The organism is Pseudomonas mucidolens (assembly GCF_900106045.1).
GTDB lineage: Bacteria > Pseudomonadota > Gammaproteobacteria > Pseudomonadales > Pseudomonadaceae > Aquipseudomonas > Aquipseudomonas mucidolens.
The window spans coordinates 3,836,881-3,853,334 of the sequence record NZ_LT629802.1; the positions used below are offsets into that span (position 1 = coordinate 3,836,881).

15 protein-coding genes are annotated in these 16,454 nt (G+C 60.4%); 5 read left to right on the forward strand and 10 right to left on the reverse strand.

The genetic code is table 11. The features are described from left to right. Window positions 1-83: 83 nt before the first annotated feature. From dacB to BLU75_RS17795, 7 genes are all read right to left on the reverse strand, one after another. Entirely contained in the window at window positions 84-1,544 is a 1,461-nt protein-coding gene (dacB, locus tag BLU75_RS17765; protein WP_084379943.1) for a D-alanyl-D-alanine carboxypeptidase/D-alanyl-D-alanine endopeptidase, read from the reverse strand. A gap of 85 nt (window positions 1,545-1,629) precedes the next feature. Continuing rightward, window positions 1,630-4,062, reverse strand: a complete 2,433-nt coding sequence (locus BLU75_RS17770) for a TonB-dependent siderophore receptor (protein WP_084379941.1) — start codon at window positions 4,060-4,062, stop codon at window positions 1,630-1,632. Window positions 4,063-4,192: 130 nt separating this feature from the next. Continuing rightward, window positions 4,193-5,182 carry a FecR family protein gene (locus tag BLU75_RS17775; protein ID WP_084379939.1) on the reverse strand — a complete coding sequence of 330 codons (990 nt, stop codon included), beginning with the start codon at window positions 5,180-5,182 and terminating at the stop codon, window positions 4,193-4,195. Further along, on the reverse strand, window positions 5,179-5,754 hold the full coding sequence (locus tag BLU75_RS17780) for an RNA polymerase sigma factor (RefSeq protein WP_090221517.1): 576 nt from the start codon (window positions 5,752-5,754) through the stop codon (window positions 5,179-5,181). The genes BLU75_RS17775 and BLU75_RS17780 overlap by 4 nt, the downstream gene beginning before the upstream one ends. A 10-nt stretch (window positions 5,755-5,764) precedes the next feature. Beyond that, the gene (locus tag BLU75_RS17785; RefSeq protein ID WP_084379936.1) at window positions 5,765-6,091 is read right to left on the reverse strand and encodes a DUF3325 domain-containing protein; all 327 of its coding nucleotides are present in this window, start codon (window positions 6,089-6,091) and stop codon (window positions 5,765-5,767) included. Further along, window positions 6,091-7,665 (reverse strand): PepSY-associated TM helix domain-containing protein, encoded by a 1,575-nt coding sequence (locus BLU75_RS17790; RefSeq protein WP_084379934.1) that lies wholly within the window; start codon window positions 7,663-7,665, stop codon window positions 6,091-6,093. Before BLU75_RS17790 ends, BLU75_RS17785 begins: the two co-directional genes overlap by 1 nt. After that, the gene (locus tag BLU75_RS17795; protein WP_084379933.1) at window positions 7,662-7,964 is read right to left on the reverse strand and encodes a DUF3649 domain-containing protein; all 303 of its coding nucleotides are present in this window, start codon (window positions 7,962-7,964) and stop codon (window positions 7,662-7,664) included. Before BLU75_RS17795 ends, BLU75_RS17790 begins: the two co-directional genes overlap by 4 nt. Before the next feature lie 159 nt (window positions 7,965-8,123). On the opposite strand from BLU75_RS17795, the gene BLU75_RS17800 reads away from it, so the two are divergent. The 3 genes from BLU75_RS17800 (at window position 8,124) to fecA (ending at window position 11,990) form a co-directional block, all read left to right on the forward strand. Continuing rightward, window positions 8,124-8,612 carry a sigma-70 family RNA polymerase sigma factor gene (locus tag BLU75_RS17800; protein WP_084379931.1) on the forward strand — a complete coding sequence of 163 codons (489 nt, stop codon included), beginning with the start codon at window positions 8,124-8,126 and terminating at the stop codon, window positions 8,610-8,612. After that, on the forward strand, window positions 8,609-9,553 hold the full coding sequence (locus BLU75_RS17805; RefSeq protein WP_084379930.1) for a FecR domain-containing protein: 945 nt from the start codon (window positions 8,609-8,611) through the stop codon (window positions 9,551-9,553). Before BLU75_RS17800 ends, BLU75_RS17805 begins: the two co-directional genes overlap by 4 nt. Before the next feature lie 91 nt (window positions 9,554-9,644). Then, window positions 9,645-11,990, forward strand: a complete 2,346-nt coding sequence (gene fecA, locus BLU75_RS17810) for a TonB-dependent Fe(3+) dicitrate receptor FecA (RefSeq protein WP_084379928.1) — start codon at window positions 9,645-9,647, stop codon at window positions 11,988-11,990. An 85-nt stretch (window positions 11,991-12,075) separates the two neighbouring features. Here fecA and BLU75_RS17815 read toward each other — a convergent pair whose 3' ends face one another. Both BLU75_RS17815 and BLU75_RS17820 read right to left on the reverse strand, forming a co-directional pair. After that, complete coding sequence (locus BLU75_RS17815) at window positions 12,076-12,483, reverse strand: HPF/RaiA family ribosome-associated protein (protein ID WP_084379927.1); 408 nt, start codon at window positions 12,481-12,483, stop codon at window positions 12,076-12,078. Window positions 12,484-12,695: 212 nt separating this feature from the next. Then, window positions 12,696-13,643 (reverse strand): LysR substrate-binding domain-containing protein, encoded by a 948-nt coding sequence (locus BLU75_RS17820; RefSeq protein ID WP_084379926.1) that lies wholly within the window; start codon window positions 13,641-13,643, stop codon window positions 12,696-12,698. A gap of 137 nt (window positions 13,644-13,780) precedes the next feature. Here BLU75_RS17820 and BLU75_RS17825 point away from each other — a divergent pair, with 137 nt between their 5' ends. After that, the gene (locus BLU75_RS17825; protein ID WP_084379925.1) at window positions 13,781-15,157 is read left to right on the forward strand and encodes an L-serine ammonia-lyase; all 1,377 of its coding nucleotides are present in this window, start codon (window positions 13,781-13,783) and stop codon (window positions 15,155-15,157) included. A 265-nt stretch (window positions 15,158-15,422) separates the two neighbouring features. After that, window positions 15,423-15,740 carry a DUF3509 domain-containing protein gene (locus BLU75_RS17830; RefSeq protein ID WP_084379924.1) on the forward strand — a complete coding sequence of 106 codons (318 nt, stop codon included), beginning with the start codon at window positions 15,423-15,425 and terminating at the stop codon, window positions 15,738-15,740. A gap of 4 nt (window positions 15,741-15,744) precedes the next feature. On the opposite strand, the gene BLU75_RS17835 is transcribed toward BLU75_RS17830, so the two are convergent. Further along, complete coding sequence (locus tag BLU75_RS17835) at window positions 15,745-16,191, reverse strand: phosphate-starvation-inducible protein PsiE (protein ID WP_084379922.1); 447 nt, start codon at window positions 16,189-16,191, stop codon at window positions 15,745-15,747. Window positions 16,192-16,454: the final 263 nt, after the last annotated feature.

Below are 16,454 nucleotides of genomic sequence, written 5' to 3' on the forward strand. Positions count from 1 at the left end.
CAAGCCCGCTCGCCACAGGGAAATTCGTCAGTTTCTGAAAGTTGTGTAGAGACCTATGCTGTAGGAGCGAGGGCGAGCCAGGTCTAGGCGCCCCCCTCGCTCCTACACAAGACGATCACCAATCGGTCTTCCAGGGCTTTGATCCGCGCGCCTGCGACCACGTAGTTATTGGTCAGCATCGAGAACACTAACCGCCGCCCTCCGGCATCAGTGATGTAGCCGGTCAATGAAGAGACCCCGCCCATCGATCCCGTCTTGGCATGCAGGTTGTTTTGCGCCGGTGTTTCCCGCAATCGATAACGCAGGCTGCCGCCGATCAAGCGCTTCGGGTTGCCGGCAACGGGAAGCGCGTCATGCCAGGTGCTGAACCAGGGCTGCTTGCTCACCATCAGCAACAGATCGGTGAAACTCTGTGCCGACAACAGGTTGCGCCGGGACAGCCCGGAACCATCTACCTGGCTCAACGTCGCGGGGTCCAGACCCTGGCGTTTCATGAAGTCCGCAACTGCCGCGACACCTGCAGTGGCTGTGCCGACATTCGCCTGCTTGCGACCCATGGCCTTGAGCAGCGCTTCGGCCATACTGTTGTTGGACAATTTGAGCAATGGCCTGATCAGTTCCTGCAAGGGTGCCGATTGGTGTTCCGCCAACACGCTCGCCGTCGCCGGACTGACACCGCCAATCACACGCTTGCCCTGAACGGTGATGCCCTGCTCGGCCAATGCCTGTTCAAACAGATTGGCCACCAGTTGCGTCGGCTCCCATACGCTGACCCATTGGCGACTTTGCGTGCCCGGCTTCAGCGCGCCGCTGAGGCGCAACAGGTTAGTGCCGTGCTGGCGATTGAGTCCGAAGCTGTTGCCCGCACCGCTGACCGCCCGGTTGTTGACCTGCACGTAATCGGTAGCGGGGCTGATGGTGACACTCACGGGTTGACCGACCGCCAGCGGCGCCCTGGCCGTAACGGTCAGGGTGCCCGCATCAAAATCCGCATTGGGTGACACGGTCAGCGCCGAAATCTGCGCGCCGTAGTACTTGTCCTCGTCGTCATGGGCCCAGTCGAGGCCCAGACGCTCGGCATCGAAAAATGTGTCATCGAACACCAGGTCGCCCTGGACGTGCCGGATGCCCTGCCCCGCCAGGTTCGCCGCCAGCGCCTGGTAATCCGCCCACTGAATGGTCGGATCGCCCAGGCCGCGCAGGTACAGGTTGCCCAGCAAACGCTCACCCTGGCGGCTGCCGTCACTCAACAGTTGCGTGGAGAACCGATACTGCGGCCCCAACACATCCATCGCCGCAGCGGTAGTCAGCAGTTTCAGGCTAGAGGCCGGAATCAGCCGCGTGCGTGGATTGTGCTGGTACAAGGTGCTGCCAGTGCGGGCATCGCGCACCATCAACGAGACACTGGCGCCAGCCAGGGCCGGGTCTGCCAGCAATTGGTCCAACGCCTGTCCGGTGGTGTTCGACGTCGTGGCGCAACCACCCAACAACAGCCCCAAGCCCACCAGCAGTGCGCCGGTGTGTATCCATTGTCCCAACCGCATCAGTGTTCCTTGGCAATCATCAAAACCGCAACGCTAGCAGCTCAGGCCGCCAACGTCATTGCCGGGTTTCGCCATTCAAGCCTCGTCAGAACTCCAGAGTGCTCGAGACCGAGACCTGTCGCGCATCCCCCATGGACACAAACAGGCGGCTGGCGGCCGAGGTGTAGTAGGTGCGATCGAAGAGATTTTTCACGTTGAACTGAAACTTGACCTTCTGTCCTTCGATCCGCGTGTCATAGGTGGCGAAGGCATCCGCCACGGTGTAGCCCGGCAAGTCGAAGCTATTGAGGGCATCGCCGGCACGTTCGCCGACATACCGGGCACCGGCGCCGATCCGCAGTTGGTCGCCGCCGACTAGCGTGCCGAAGTCATATACCGCCGACACTGAGCCGGAATTTTTCGCCACGTTCTGCAGACGCTTGCCCTTATACGCCGGGTCCTCGGTCACTTCGGCATCGGTGTAGGCGTAGCTGCCGATCAGGCTCCACTGGTCGCTCAGTTGCCCGGTCAGGTCCATCTCCAGTCCACGCGAGCGCACCTTGCCGGCCACGCTGTAGACCGATGTCGCGCCTTCGCCGATAGACACCAGCACATTGCGCTTGTGGATATCAAATAACGCCGCGCTGGCGGTGATGCGACCCGGCATATCGAGCTTGGCTCCCAGCTCCCAGGACTTGGACTGTTCCGGGTCGATGCTGCCGTCGATCACCGTTTTGTTGTCCAGTGGGGCGATGGTGGAGTTGGGTTTGAAGGACTCGGTGTAGCTGCCATAGAACGACAACGCGTCGGTATAGCGATACACCAGGCCGGCGCGGGGCACCCATTTCTGGCCATTGCTGTCGGTGTTGGCGGTGAACGGGCGGCCCTTGCCGGCGTATTGGTCGTACATCTGGAAACGCGCGCCGCCCACCAGAATCCACTGCTCGGTGAGATGAATAGCGTCCTGGAAGAACACCGAATCACTGCGCAACAGATCAGTCTGGTTGCTGTCCGGCGCGCTGACGGTGCTACCCGCCACTTCGCGGCCATAGACCGGATCGGTGTAGCTGAAAGTACTGCGGCTGGCCTGGCGGATCAGGTCGGCGCGGTGGATTTTGCGGTACTCGTCATCCACGCCGAACACCAGGTCATGGCGCATGCCAGCCACGTCCACCTTGCCCTCAAGACTGACCGTGGTGAAGCGGTCGGTGGTCAGGGCGCCCTGGGTGCCATCCATGCTGCGCGTCAAGGTGCCGTCTTTGTTGACCTTGCTCACGCGCACCTGGCTGGCATCGTAGGTTTCGCGGTTCCAGCTGTAGCCGAAGTGGGCTTTCCAGTCGTCATTCAATTCATGATCGACTTCCACGCGATACAGGTCGGAACGCCCTTCCATGTTATTGAAAGGCTCGTCCAGACGGCGTGTGGCCGGGATGTCGAGCGGATGATTGGTCTTCGGATCGATGGCCGTGCCACGGTCGAACGGCGAGAGAAATTCACGATGCTCGTAGGCAAGGAGCAACTGCGTGTTGTCGCCGTACCAGGCAATGGACGGTGCGATCAGGCTTTCACGGTAAGTGCCGAAGTTGCGCCAGTAATCTTCATCGGTGTGGTCGAGGATCAGACGATAGGCCAGGCCGCTGTCACCCATCGGACCGGTGGTGTCGAGGTTACCGCCACTGCCGTGCTTGCCGTCGCCAAAGGTTGAACCGCGCACGGTGAGCGCGGTGGATGGGGTCAGCTCGGGCTTCTTGCTGACAATGTTGATCACCCCGCCTGGGTCCTGGATGCCGTACAGCAGCGACGCCGGGCCCTTGAGCACTTCGACCCGTTCGGCGCTTTCGTTCAGCGCCCGGCCCTGCACCACCGGCATGCCGTCACGCATGACCGAGCCGTTACGGTTGCCACCAAATCCGCGCAACATTACCGCGTCCTGGGTGCTGCCCAGGGTGTTGGACTGGGTAATGCCGCTGATGTTGTTCAAGGCGTCATCCAGGTTACGCGGCAGTTGGTCACGCATCACTTGGGCCGGCACCACATTGACGGTCTGCGGCGTTTCCAGCAGCAGGCCCTGGGAGCGCATCACCGAACTGGTCGGCGGCGGCTGATAGCTGGTGCTGTCCTGCTGTGGGTTGACCGCGCTGATGGTGGTGGCACCAAGGTTCAGCGCGCCAGCGCTGGGTAGCGGTTCGAGGGCCAGGGTGCGGGCGTCGATCTGGCGGAAGGTAAAGCCGGAGTTGCCCAGTAACCGCTGCATGGCCTGGGTCGCGCTCATTCGCCCGCTGACCGCCGGGGCCTTGAGGTCGTAGGGCGTTTCGTCGGTGTAGACCACGCTGATACCGGTCACGCGGCTGAAATCACTCAATGCTTGCGGCAACGGTTTGGCCTGGAGTGCGAAACTGAATAACGCGCTTTGCTGTTGCGTCTCTGCCGCCTGCGCCACGCTGAGGGGCAACAACACGGGCGCGCACATGGTCAGGAACGAAGCACCGAGCCACTGTTTAACCGAACCGCCTGCCGCTGACTTTGCCCTGGACTTCATGCTTGAGAACCCGTGTGGAGAACGCTGTTAATGCGAATTGATCGCAGTTTCAAGCACTACACGGTTGAACCTTGGGTTTACCTCAGCACAATCTTGAAATTATTTTGAAGAGTGCCGTTCAACCTACGCTTTAGCGCACCACGATCACCCGGCCCAGCACACTGTGCTGGTCAAAGCCGAGCACCGCTTGCAGTGCGTTGAGTACCGCCTGCGGGTCTTTGCTCGGGAAGCTGCCGCTGACCCGACGGGCGCCGAGCTCATCATTGAGCAGCAGGATGCGACCGGGGTAATAGCGTCCAAGGTCATTGATCACGTCGACCAACGGCGTTTTGTAATAGTTGAGCCAGCCGTCGCGCCAGGCCAGCCGCGACTCGCTGTCCACAGCCTGCAGGGTCTCGGCGCGACCGTCGGCGTAGGCCACCTGCTGGCCGGCGCCGAGGATTTGTCGAGCACCGTGCCGGGATGGCGTGACGCCGACCCGCCCGGACAACACCGTCACCTCCGCGCCAGCCGGCTGCAGACGCACTTCAAATTGCGTACCCAGCACCCGCGCCTCGCCACTGCCGGCGTGTACCACAAAGGATTCGCCGGTAGGCGTCACGTTGAAAAAGCCCGCGCCACGGCGCAGTTGGATATGGCGCTCACCGTGACGGAAATCCACCGCAATGGCGCTGTCGGCATCCAGGGTGACTTGACTTTGATCCGCCAGGGTCACGGTTCTGATTTCCCCCGGCGCAGTGACGTAATCAGCGCCCAGGTCATCGAGCCAGCGTTGCGGTTGCCAGCCCGCCCCCACCGAAACCATCAGCAACAGACACGCGGCCATGGCCATGGCGGCAGGCCAGCGGCGCGCACGGGTACGTTTCTCCGCGTGCATGGCGTTCAAGTAACCCTCCAGGGCCAAGGCATCTTCATCCGCCAGTTTGCTCGCTGGCACTTCGCTCAATTCCCATAGCACTTGGGCCTGGGCGTACGCCTCGACATGCGCGGGGTCGGCGCGCAGCCAGCGACTGAAGGCGGCCTGGTCGCCACTGCTGGGCTGATCGTGGAGCAGGCTGAGCCAGCCCAAGGCGGTCTGTTCCTGAGCGGGCGTCGGGGTGACGGGGTCAGTGTTGATCACGGTGCTTTCCCTGGCGAGCGTGGCACGCAGGGTTCACGAAGGCTGGCTTTGCAGGCTTCAAGGGCGCGCATCATATGTTTTTCCACGGCGCTTTGGGACAGCCCCATGGCCTTGGCGATCTCTGCGTATTTACGACCGTGAATGCGGTTGAGCAAAAAAATCTGCCGTGTGCGCTCGGGCAAACTGCGCAAGGCGGCTTCGACGTGCCGCAAATCGTTACCGGCCTCCAGCGCCGCCTGGGGTTCTGAACCGTAATGATGCTGCTGCTCGGGCAACCAGCTTTCAGTGCCTCGCACCCGCGCGCCTTCACTGCGCAAGTGATCGATGGCGATATTCCCGGCGCAGCGCAACAGGTAGGTGCTGAGCTCTTCGACGTGTACCAGTGGCCGGCGCCAAAAACGTAAAAACAGATCTTGCACCAGATCCGCTGCCGTCGCCCGGCATCCCACACGCCGACTGACCAACGCCTCCATCTGCGAACGCTGGGACAAGAACACTTGCAGGAAATGCGCACGTCCGCCCGACGCTTCGGCGTGACGTGGATCCGGGGAGTCGGGAGGCGTGTTGATCATCAAGGTCCGCTCAGATAACCGCGAAGGCCGCAACCGGGCTGACCAGCAGGCCGACACTGGCCAGGATCAAGGCCAGCCTCGGCCGATATGGCAACAGCCACACCAGCAATAACGCGCTGAGCATCAGCACCGCACACCAATCCACCAGCCCCCGGCTCCAACCGGCCATGTGCACCGCCGGCCAGATCGACACCAGCAGCAGCACCCAACCCCCCACGCGCAAACCCAGGCGCCGACGGGGTGAAGGCTTACTGTGCAGCAACGCGCCGTGGTGACGGTCCATGGACAAACACAAGGCGGTAAAACCGGCGTAACACAGCAACAGGGCCAACAGCATCAGTTCACCTCGCCTTTGAGGGCCAACGCCTGGGGGCGCTCGGTCTTGGATTGGGCGACGCGGCGCTGGCGCATTTTCCAGGCAGCCCAGGCGAGGAATGCCCCGCTGCCAAGGCAGGTCAGGTCAAAGCCGGCCATGCTCCAATCACCTTTGGCCAGGGTCACGCCCAGGTGCTCCGAGGTGGTCAGTGCGTTGAGCAACGGCACCCCCGCAAACAGCAAGGCGCCAAGACTCAGTTGTTCGATCCAGGCCCGACGACCGCGCCGCAGCATGGCGTGTAACAACGTCAGTCCCCAAGCGATAAAGAAGCTCTGTACTTCCCAGCCCGAACGCTCGGCGAAACTTGCGGGCAATAGGCGATTGGCCCAGAAAAACCCCGCGACTGCGATCACCAGCCCGGACATGCTGGCTATGTTCAACACTTCCACCAGTCGCAACTCAAACGGCATCACGCCGTTTTTCGCATGTTCGAGCTGGCGCTTACCCAGCCAGATCACCAGCCCGGTGCCGATCAACGCCGTGCTCGCCAGGCCACAGATAAAGTACAACCAGCGCAACACCGGGCCAGCGAAATGGCCCATGTGCAAACCGTAAAAACTGCCGCTGATGGCCATCGGCATGGACTGCCCGGCGCTGACACTGAGCATTTCCCCGGTGGTGCCGTTGAAGGACACGGTGCTGCCAAAGTCATGCACCACCCGATCGGAGCCGGCGCGGAACACATTGACCGAAGCATTCACGTCGCTGGGATTATTCACCGCCAGCCGTCCGATCTGCCCTCCGTCCCACTGTGCTTTCGCCTGTTCAACCAGCGGCCCCAGGGGCAACAACGTCCCCGGTTGGCCAAGCGCCGGCATCTTGTTGCTGGACGGCACCACATCATTGAAAAAGGCCCGGGTATCGCCGTCGTAGGACGCGAGAATGCTGGCGGGCATGACCAGCATCATGAAGATCACCAGACTGCTGTAGGTGATCATCAGGTGAAACGGCAACACCAGCACACCCACCGCGTTATGCCCGTCGAGCCAGGAACGCTGGCCCTTGCGCGGGCGGAAGGTGAAGAAGTCCTTGAAAATTTTCTTGTGGGTAATGATCCCGCTGATCAACGCGACAAACATCACCATCGCAGCAATCGTCGACAGCCAGCGGCCCCAGGGATGCGGCATCTGCAACTGGAAGTGAAAGCGGTAGAAGAAATCGCCGCCACGGCTTTCCCGGGCCTGGACTTGCTCGCCGGTAAGCGGGTCGATGAGTTTTTCGCTGAAATTGCCGCGCTTGCCCGGATCGATTTTGTCTTGCCACATCACCGACAAGCCGGGATCGCGACGCGTGGGCAAATTAATGAACCAGCGGGCGGCGGTGGGTGCATGTTGCTGCAAATAAGCCTGGGCCATCGCCAGGCTGCGGGCATCGTCGACCGTACGGACCGGCACTTCCGGCTGCATCCAGTGGGTAATTTCGTCGTTGAAATAGGCCAGGGTGCCGGTCAGGAAAATCGCGAACAACAGCCAGCCGAAAATCAACCCGGCCCACGTGTGTAACCAGGCCATCGCCTGGCGGAAACCTGCTTTCATGGTCGAGTCATCCAATAGGCCAAGCCTGCCAGGGTTGCCAATACGGCACTCGGCACCAGCACCCCGAACCAAGCGCGCGTGGCTGTGCGGCAGGCAAAGCACCAGATCACAGCCAGCAGATAGAACACGAACGAACTCAACATGCCGCTGATCACCGCATCGGCGCGGGACAACGGCAACCATAAGCTCATACAGACACTGGCCAGAGACGCCAGCAGATAACCACCGACAACAGCCGCCAGGACCCGCGAAGCCACGGCGAGGCGATAGGAAAGTGGAAGTGATGGTTTGTTTTTCATGCCCGCGGCGCCAGGTTCATCAGGAACGCGAGTCTAATGATAAATATTCTCATAAGCAAAAGAGAACGAATGAGCAGGACCCATGGTTGCCGTGCGGATTGCCGAATACTGCCCGCGCCCTCTACAATGCGAACAATTCTCGTTATCTGAAGCGTACAGATGCGGCCGTCCACTACCGTCGAAGTGCTTTATCACGACCATCACCACTGGCTCACCGGCTGGTTGCGAGGCAAGCTCGGCTGCCCGCAAAGTGCCGCCGACCTAGCCCAGGACACGTTCATCCGGGTCCTGAGCGCACGTGAAACGCCAACGCTGATCGAACCCCGCGCCTTCCTGACCACCATCGCCAAGCGCGTGTTGTTCAACCATTACCGCCGCCAGGATCTGGAGCGCGCCTACCTCGATGTTCTGGCGCAAATGCCCGAACGGTTCGCGCCGTCGGAAGAAGAGCGGGCGATCATCCTGCAAACCCTGACGGAGCTGGATCAACTGCTCGACGGCTTGCCGCTACAGGTCAAGCGCGCCTTCCTGCTATCGCAACTCGACGGCCTGACCTACGCACAAATCGGTGCCGAACTGGGCATCTCCATCGCCACCGTCAAGCGTCATCTGAACAAAGCGGCCATGCGCTGCTATTTCGCCCTATGAATCCTGCCGCGAATTTCTCGACCCGCGTCGCCGAGCAAGCCGTGCATTGGCTGATGGAAATGCAGCAAGGCCCGCTCGACCCGCGTCAACAGGCCAACTGGCAACAATGGCTGGACGCCCACAGCGAACATCAGCGAGCCTGGGAACATATGCAACGGGTCAACCAGCGCTTGCGCGCACTACCTTCGCCGCTGGCCCACGCGGCATTGAATGCACCGACATCCAACAGTCGACGCCACGCGCTCAAGCTGCTGCTTATCCTAGGCGCCGGTGGCGCGGCAACCTGGGGCTTGCGTCAACACCATCTGATCCCACCGCTGAGCGCCGACTATCGCAGCCCCGTCGGCCAGCGACGCAAGGTGCAGTTGGCAGATGGCAGTCAACTGCAACTCAATACCGCCAGCGCAGTGGAGGTGCAGTTCGAGGGTTCGCAGCGCCTGATTCACCTGCTCGACGGCGAGATATTGCTCAGGGCACACAAACCGCTGCAGATCATCACCGACCAGGGACTGCTTAACACGCGGGGCGCGCAGGTGAATGTGCGCCAGTTCAGCGATCACACCCAAGTGGCCGTATTGGAGGGGCAGGTCGAGATAACCCCCAACGTCTATAGCGGCTTGGCGCTGCCCCTGGAAAAGTCCCGACAAGTGAACTTCACTCGCAAGGGCTGGGACACACCGCGCGCCACCGACGTCGGCACCGGCGCCTGGGTTGACGGCATGCTGGTGGCATCGCATATGCGCCTGGCGGACTTCCTCGACGAATTGAGTCGCTATCGCCGGGGCCAACTGCATTGCGCTTCGCAGGTGGCCGACCTGCTGATCTCCGGCAGCTATCCACTGGACGACAGCGAACGCATTCTCGACCTGCTGGAAATCAGCCTGCCGGTAAAAGTGCGGCGTTTTACCCGCTACTGGGTCAGCGTCGAAGCGCGGGTCTGATTTACTTTTTCACCACCGTGAGCTGTTTTCCACACCTGGCGTGACAGAGAAGGAAAGCCACCATGCCTTTACCTTCCCAGGAACGTTCTTCATGCCCCAGCAACCGACCCGTCTGACGCCACTTGCCCGCACGCTGCGCCACCTGCTGCTGGGCGCCAGTCTCAGCTTCAGCGCCCTGCCCCATGCCTCGGCAGCCGAGACCAAGGCCTATCAGATCGCACCGTCTTCGCTGGAAGCCGCATTGAATCAATTTGGCCGCGAAGCCGGTGTGCTGATTTCCTTTGGCTCCGAAGTGACCGCTGGCGCGCAAAGCCCAGGCTTGACAGGTCACTACAGCACTGAAGAGGGATTGAACGCGCTGCTCAAAGGCAGCGGCTTGCAAGCCCGCCCCGAGGGTGACAACGCCTACAGCCTGCAACCGCTGAATGCCCCCGCCACGCTGGGGCTGGGGACGTCCACCGTGGTCGGTGACTGGCTGGGCGATGCTGCACAAACCAACGTCTTCGAACACCCCGGCGGACGTGATGTGATCCGTCGCGAGGCGTTCGAACGCCAAGGCGCCACTCAGGCCCGCGATGTGCTCAATCGCATTCCGGGTGTCAATGCGCCGGAAAATAACGGTACCGGCAGCCACGACATGGCGCTGAACTTTGGCATTCGCGGGCTCAACCCACGCCTGGCCTCGCGTTCGACGGTATTGATGGACGGGATCCCGGTGCCCTTCGCGCCGTACGGCCAACCACAACTGTCGTTCGCGCCGATCAGCATGGGCAACATGGATGCGGTGGATGTGGTGCGCGGCGGCGGCGCCGTACGTTATGGCCCGCAGAACGTCGGCGGCATCGTCAATTTCGTCACCCGGGCGATTCCCGATGAACCCACGGTCAAGGGCGGCGTGCAGACCGAGACCAGCCCGTCCTCCAGCCACGATGGTTTCAAGACGACCGGCAACCTGCTGGCGGGCGGCACTGCGGACAACGGACTGGGCGGCGCGCTGCTGTATTCCGGCACCCGTGGCGGCGATTGGCGCGAACACAGCGACACGCAGATCGACGACCTGATTCTCAAGGGTCATTACCAACTGGACGACGCCAACAGCTTCAACGCCATGGCTCAGTACTACGAAGGACAGGCCGATATGCCCGGCGGCTTGAGTGCGGCGGACTACAAGGCCGATCCGTATCAGTCCACTCGCCCCTACGACAAATTCTGGGGCCGCCGCACGATGTTCAACCTGGGCTATCGCTACCATCACGACCGCCGGGAATTCACCGTCAACAGCTTCTTCACCAAGACCTTGCGCAGCGGCTATCTGAACCAGGGTTCGTTCCTTTCGCTGTCGCCACGCGAGTATTGGGTGCGCGGCCTCGAAACCCGTTTCGCCCAGGGTTTTGACCTTGGCCCGACCAGCCACGAGGTGGGTGTCGGCTACCGTTACATCAACGAAGCCGGCCATGAATTGCGCTACCGCACGCCGATAACCGCCAACCAGCAAATTCCCACTACCGACAGCCGCAATGACCGCGACACCCGTGGCGGCACCGGGGCCAACGCGTTCTTCATCGACGACCGGATTGATATCGGCAAGTGGACCCTGACACCGGGAATCCGCTACGAAATGATCAAATCCCAGCAGGCCAACAAACTGAGCAACGTCAAATACAAGGGCGATTACAACACCGCCTTGCCAGCATTGAACGTGCTCTATCACCTGACCGACGATTGGAATCTGTATGCCAACACTGAAGGATCCTTCGGCAGCGTGCAGTACAGCCAGATGCCCAATCGCGTGAGCAGCGGCGAAGTCAAACCGGAGAAGGCCCGCACCTGGGAGCTGGGCACGCGCTATGACAATGGCACCTTGCGTGCAGAGATCGGCGCATTCCTGATCAACTTCGACAACCAGTACGAAAGTAACCAGACCAACGACTCGGTGATAGCGCGGGGCGAAACCCGCCACCAAGGCATCGAGACCAGCCTCAACTACGCCCTCGATGGCTTAAGCCCGGCCCTCGCCGGTGTTGATGTGCACGCCAGCTACGCTTACGTTGACGCCACGATCCGCGAGGATGGACCGAACAAAGGCAACCGTGCGCCCTTTTCCTCCAAACACAAAGGCACGCTGGGCATCGGCTACACCGAAGGCGCATGGAAGTTGAATCTGGACAGCACTTACCAGAGCAGCCAGTTCGCCGACAACGCCAACACCCGGGCCGAAAGCGCTGACGGCAGTACCGGGCGCATTCCCGGCTACAGCCTGTTCAGCACTCGCGTGGCCTATGATTTCGGACCGCAGTTGTCGGACTTGAATGTCGCAGTAGGCATCAAAAACATCTTCAACACCCAGTACTACACCCGCTCGTTTGACGACAACAACAAGGGTAAATACGTGGGCGAACCGCGTACGGTGTATGTGCAGACGTCGGTGGAATTCTAACGCCCGAGACTTGCCCGCACCTGTAAAGCAAAACGGGCCTGCATCAGCAGGCCCGTTTCTTGGGGGTTGAAAAAAGGATCAGCTGTCAGCTGTTAAGCGCAGCCTGCTCGTTTTCCAGAAATTCCTCTTCAAGGCCGGCATCATCGACTTTATTGCTTGGCGCGCTTTTGGCAGCGCGAGGCTTGCCTTGCAGTTTGCCAAACAGATGATCCAGCGCGTTATCCAGCTTGGTGGCCGCCCCGTCAATCGCCTGTTCCAGGGTGTCGGCTTTATGAATGACCGAAATCGGTTGATGGCCCTTTGGCCGTGCTTCCAGTCGGCAACTTAAATCGTGGGGACCAGGCTTGTCGCCGTTCTCATCCCGCAGGTAGACCTCAACGCGGGTCAGGTCTTCCTCATAATGTTCAAGCGTGCTCTCAATAGTAGTACGTACCCACTCCTCCAGTCGGATGCTGCTTTCAATATGGTTATCGCTATTGACTTGGATTTGCATAGTTCTTCCCTTATTTCAGCTAGCTCGCGAGAAGTCACAACTGCATCACCGGTACGGTGAAACCATGACCTCTTGATTACACAATTGGGCAGACAGCTAAACAATTCAAGCCCCCTGCAAAGATAAACTGCACATCGCAAATTAAGCCTGACAATGGTCAAAAGCGCTGTTATCGTCGGGAGTTACGTACAGGCTCTCACAGACAAGACTTCTTACAATTGCCCCTCTCCCAACGGGTGCAATCCGCGAAAAATCCCTGCCTCCTCCACCAGCCAGTCGTGCACCGCCCGCACGCCAGGATGACTCAGCCCGCCCGGCGCATACAGCAGCACGTAGCGCTTGTGATTGGGGACTGCCAGGCCGAACGGCACGATCAAGGTCCCGCGTTCCAGTTCGTCATTGAGCAAGGTGCGCCTGGCAATCGCCACGCCCATGCCAGCAATGGCCGCCTCGATAGTGAGGTGATTGCGATTGAAGGTGTGCCCGCGCCGGACATCCGCGCCATCGTAGCCAATGGCATTCAGGTAAAACTCCCACTCTGCGTATTCATAACTCCCGCGCCAGGCGGTAATGTCGTGCAGCAGTGGGAAATGCACCAGGTCCGCCGGACCGTGGAGCGGCGGACGACCGCGCAACAGGCTCGGCGCGCAAACCGGAAAAATCTGCTCATCCAACAATGCCGTGGATAACAGTCCGGGATAGCTGCCATCGTTAAGATCAATCGCCAGATCGAAGTCGCCCTCGTGCAGGGCAATACTGCTGTCTTCAGCCACCAGCCGCAGTTGGATATCCGGGAAACGTTGCTGCAAGCGCGGCAGGCGCGGCGTCAGCCATTTACCCAGAAATGAAGGAATGGAACGCAGACGCAAGGTGCCGCTGATCATCCCGGCATCCAGCCGCCGCAGCTCGGCATCAATGCTGCCGTAGGCCTCACTCACGGTGGTTGCCAACCGCTGTCCCTCGGCACTCAGCTCGACCCCACGCGCACGCCGATGAAACAGGCGAAAGCCCAGGCGCTCCTCCAATTGGCGGATCTGCTGGCTGACCGCTCCCGGAGTGATATGCAACTCCTCCGCGCAACGGGTGAAGGATAAATGCCGGGCGGCGCAGGCAAATACGTGCAGCCAGACGTAGGTCTGGGCGTGAAGCGGGCGAGCCATAGCGTTTAGTCCTGCTAAAGGGTGTCTTAGGATAATTCGTTGGTCAGCGCCGAACGAGAGGGTCAGTATCGCGCCAATTGCGCTGATCCTACAAAAAATGGCAGCGATTCCTACTCCATTGCTTGCAAGGCTTTAGCATGGCTATCAGTGTTTTTGATCTATTCAAGGTGGGCATCGGCCCATCCAGCTCCCATACCGTGGGTCCCATGCGGGCTGCGGCAATCTTCGCCGAGGCCCTGGCCGCCCAGCAACTGCTGGAACACATCCGACGAGTGGAAATCCGCTTGTACGGCTCGCTTTCCGCCACCGGGGTGGGTCACGCGACCGACCGTGCGTGCGTGATGGGCTTGATGGGCGAATGGCCAGATCGGCTGGACCCGTCCTCAATGGGTCCGCGCATCCAGCGAGTGCGCGAGTCCGGCCTGTTACTGCTCGCGGGCAAAGTAGAAATTGCCTTCAACTGGCAACAAGACCTCCTGCTGCTGGACGAGAGCCTGCCTTACCACCCCAACGCCATGTCCTTGCACGCCTACGGCGAAAACGGCCTGCTGAGCGAGCAAACTTACTATTCGGTGGGCGGTGGTTTCATCATCGATGCGGCCGAAGCCGCCGCGGGTAGCGCCACGGCAAGCGATGTCGAATTGCCTTATGACTTTTCCAGCGCCGCCGAACTGCTGGCCTTGTGCAACAAGCACGGCCTGCGAGTTTCAGAGTTAATGATGGCCAACGAGCGGGCCTGGCGCAGTGACGAAGAGATTCGCAGCGGCCTGCTGCATATCTGGTCGGTGATGCGCGAATGCGTTGAGCAAGGCCTGCGAGACGAAGGCATCTTGCCAGGTGGCCTGGAGGTGCCGCGCCGTGCGGCAAAGTTGCACCGAAGCCTGCTGGAAATCGGCAAGCCGAATGTCATCACCTCGACCCTTTCCGCCATGGAATGGGTCAACCTGTTCGCCCTCGCCGTCAACGAAGAAAACGCCGCTGGCGGGCGGATGGTCACCGCTCCAACCAATGGCGCAGCGGGCATCATTCCGGCGGTGCTGCATTACTATATGAAATTCAACACCGACGCGTCTGACGACGACGTGGTCAATTTCTTCCTCGCTGCGGCGGCCGTCGGTATTTTATGCAAGAAAAACGCTTCGATTTCCGGTGCCGAAGTCGGTTGCCAGGGTGAAGTCGGCTCCGCCTGCGCGATGGCCGCTGCCGGCCTGGCCGACATCCTCGGGGCCACCCCGGAGCAACTGGAAAACGCCGCCGAAATCGGCCTGGAGCACAACCTCGGCCTGACCTGTGACCCGGTGGGCGGCCTGGTTCAGGTGCCGTGCATCGAGCGCAATGCGATCGCCGCCGTCAAAGCCATCAACGCCACGCAAATGGCCCTGCGCGGAGACGGCAAACACTTCATTTCCCTCGACCGGGTGATCCGCACCATGCGCGATACCGGTGCCGACATGCATGACAAATACAAAGAAACTTCACGGGGCGGCCTGGCGGTCAGCTGGGTGGAGTGCTGACTGGACGGGCTGCGCTGTGTGCGAGCATTTTCTCGCTTGCGCCCTGAAACGGATCATCCGGAAAAAGGCGGACCTCAGCGTCCGCCTTTTTTTGCCCCGCAACCACAGGGCCACGCGCTATACGGCACGCCCCTTGCTCTACCGCTGAGGAGGAAAACGGACGTTGTGAAAACCTCAGCGGGGGATGGCCGGTGATCGGGCAACACGAACTAATTCCGATACGGGTCGTCAATGACTGCATGCTCATATCAGGCGGTAACGCACCATGGACAATCCTTTTCAGACCATCACTGACACGTTCACGCCCAAATATCGGGTCAACCTGAGCATTCAGCGTCTGGACGGCAGCATCATGTTGACCCTCTCCGACGACAGCGGCGTCGTCGCCAAGCGCATGATCAGCGCCGAACAACGCAACGATCCGCAACGCCTCAAGCGCCTGGTGCAAAGCGTGCAATTCGGCATCGCGATTGAACAAGGGCACAGCGCCATGGAGATCCTGGCGATGATGACCGATGGCGACAACCACAAGCTTTTGCAGCGCTCTCCCGGCAGCCCGCCACAGACGAGCGCCGGAGCCTGACTCACTATTCCGACTTTTCCTTGACCGACGGATAACGTGAAGAGGCGAATCGCACCACCAGGATCGCGAACGCCAGCAACAGGATCCCGCCACACAGGTAAATGATCCCCAGGTCCGGGGCATTGTGGTGGGACACGTCACCGATCAGCAAACGGGTCAATGCGGTGATGGCGACGTAAAGCAGGAAGCGGATAGGCATGTGGTTGGTCTTGAAATAGATACCGACCATTGCCCCCAATTCCAGGTAGATAAACAACAGCAGGATATCGTCAACGCTGATCCCGCCTTTCTGGAGCATTTCAATAAAAGTCAGGACCGCCGCATAAGCAGTGATCGCTCCAATGCCAAAAAGCGCCAAGTAGTGAAACGCCTCCACCGCCAGGTTACCCAGCGAATCCGCGTTCGCGTGCAAACTCCTGCGCAGCTTTTCAGCCCATCTCATTTCTGTCATCACTCACCACCATTGTATAAATATCAACCAACTTCTAATCGTGCCTACGCCCCGAGCGGATAGTGCCCGTGCGGCGTGACGCTATCTGTGCATGCAGAAAAAAGGCCAGGGATTGCAGACTAAGATGATGGCTGGGTGATATGAGACACTTTTCTGCCTCGGGGGGCTTCATGGCTGCGGCAACCGGACAGGCGACAAACCCCATTTTCCGGCTACATTAAAAAGCTGCTACCCAAAGCCCGTGGATTGGCTTATGCTTTTAG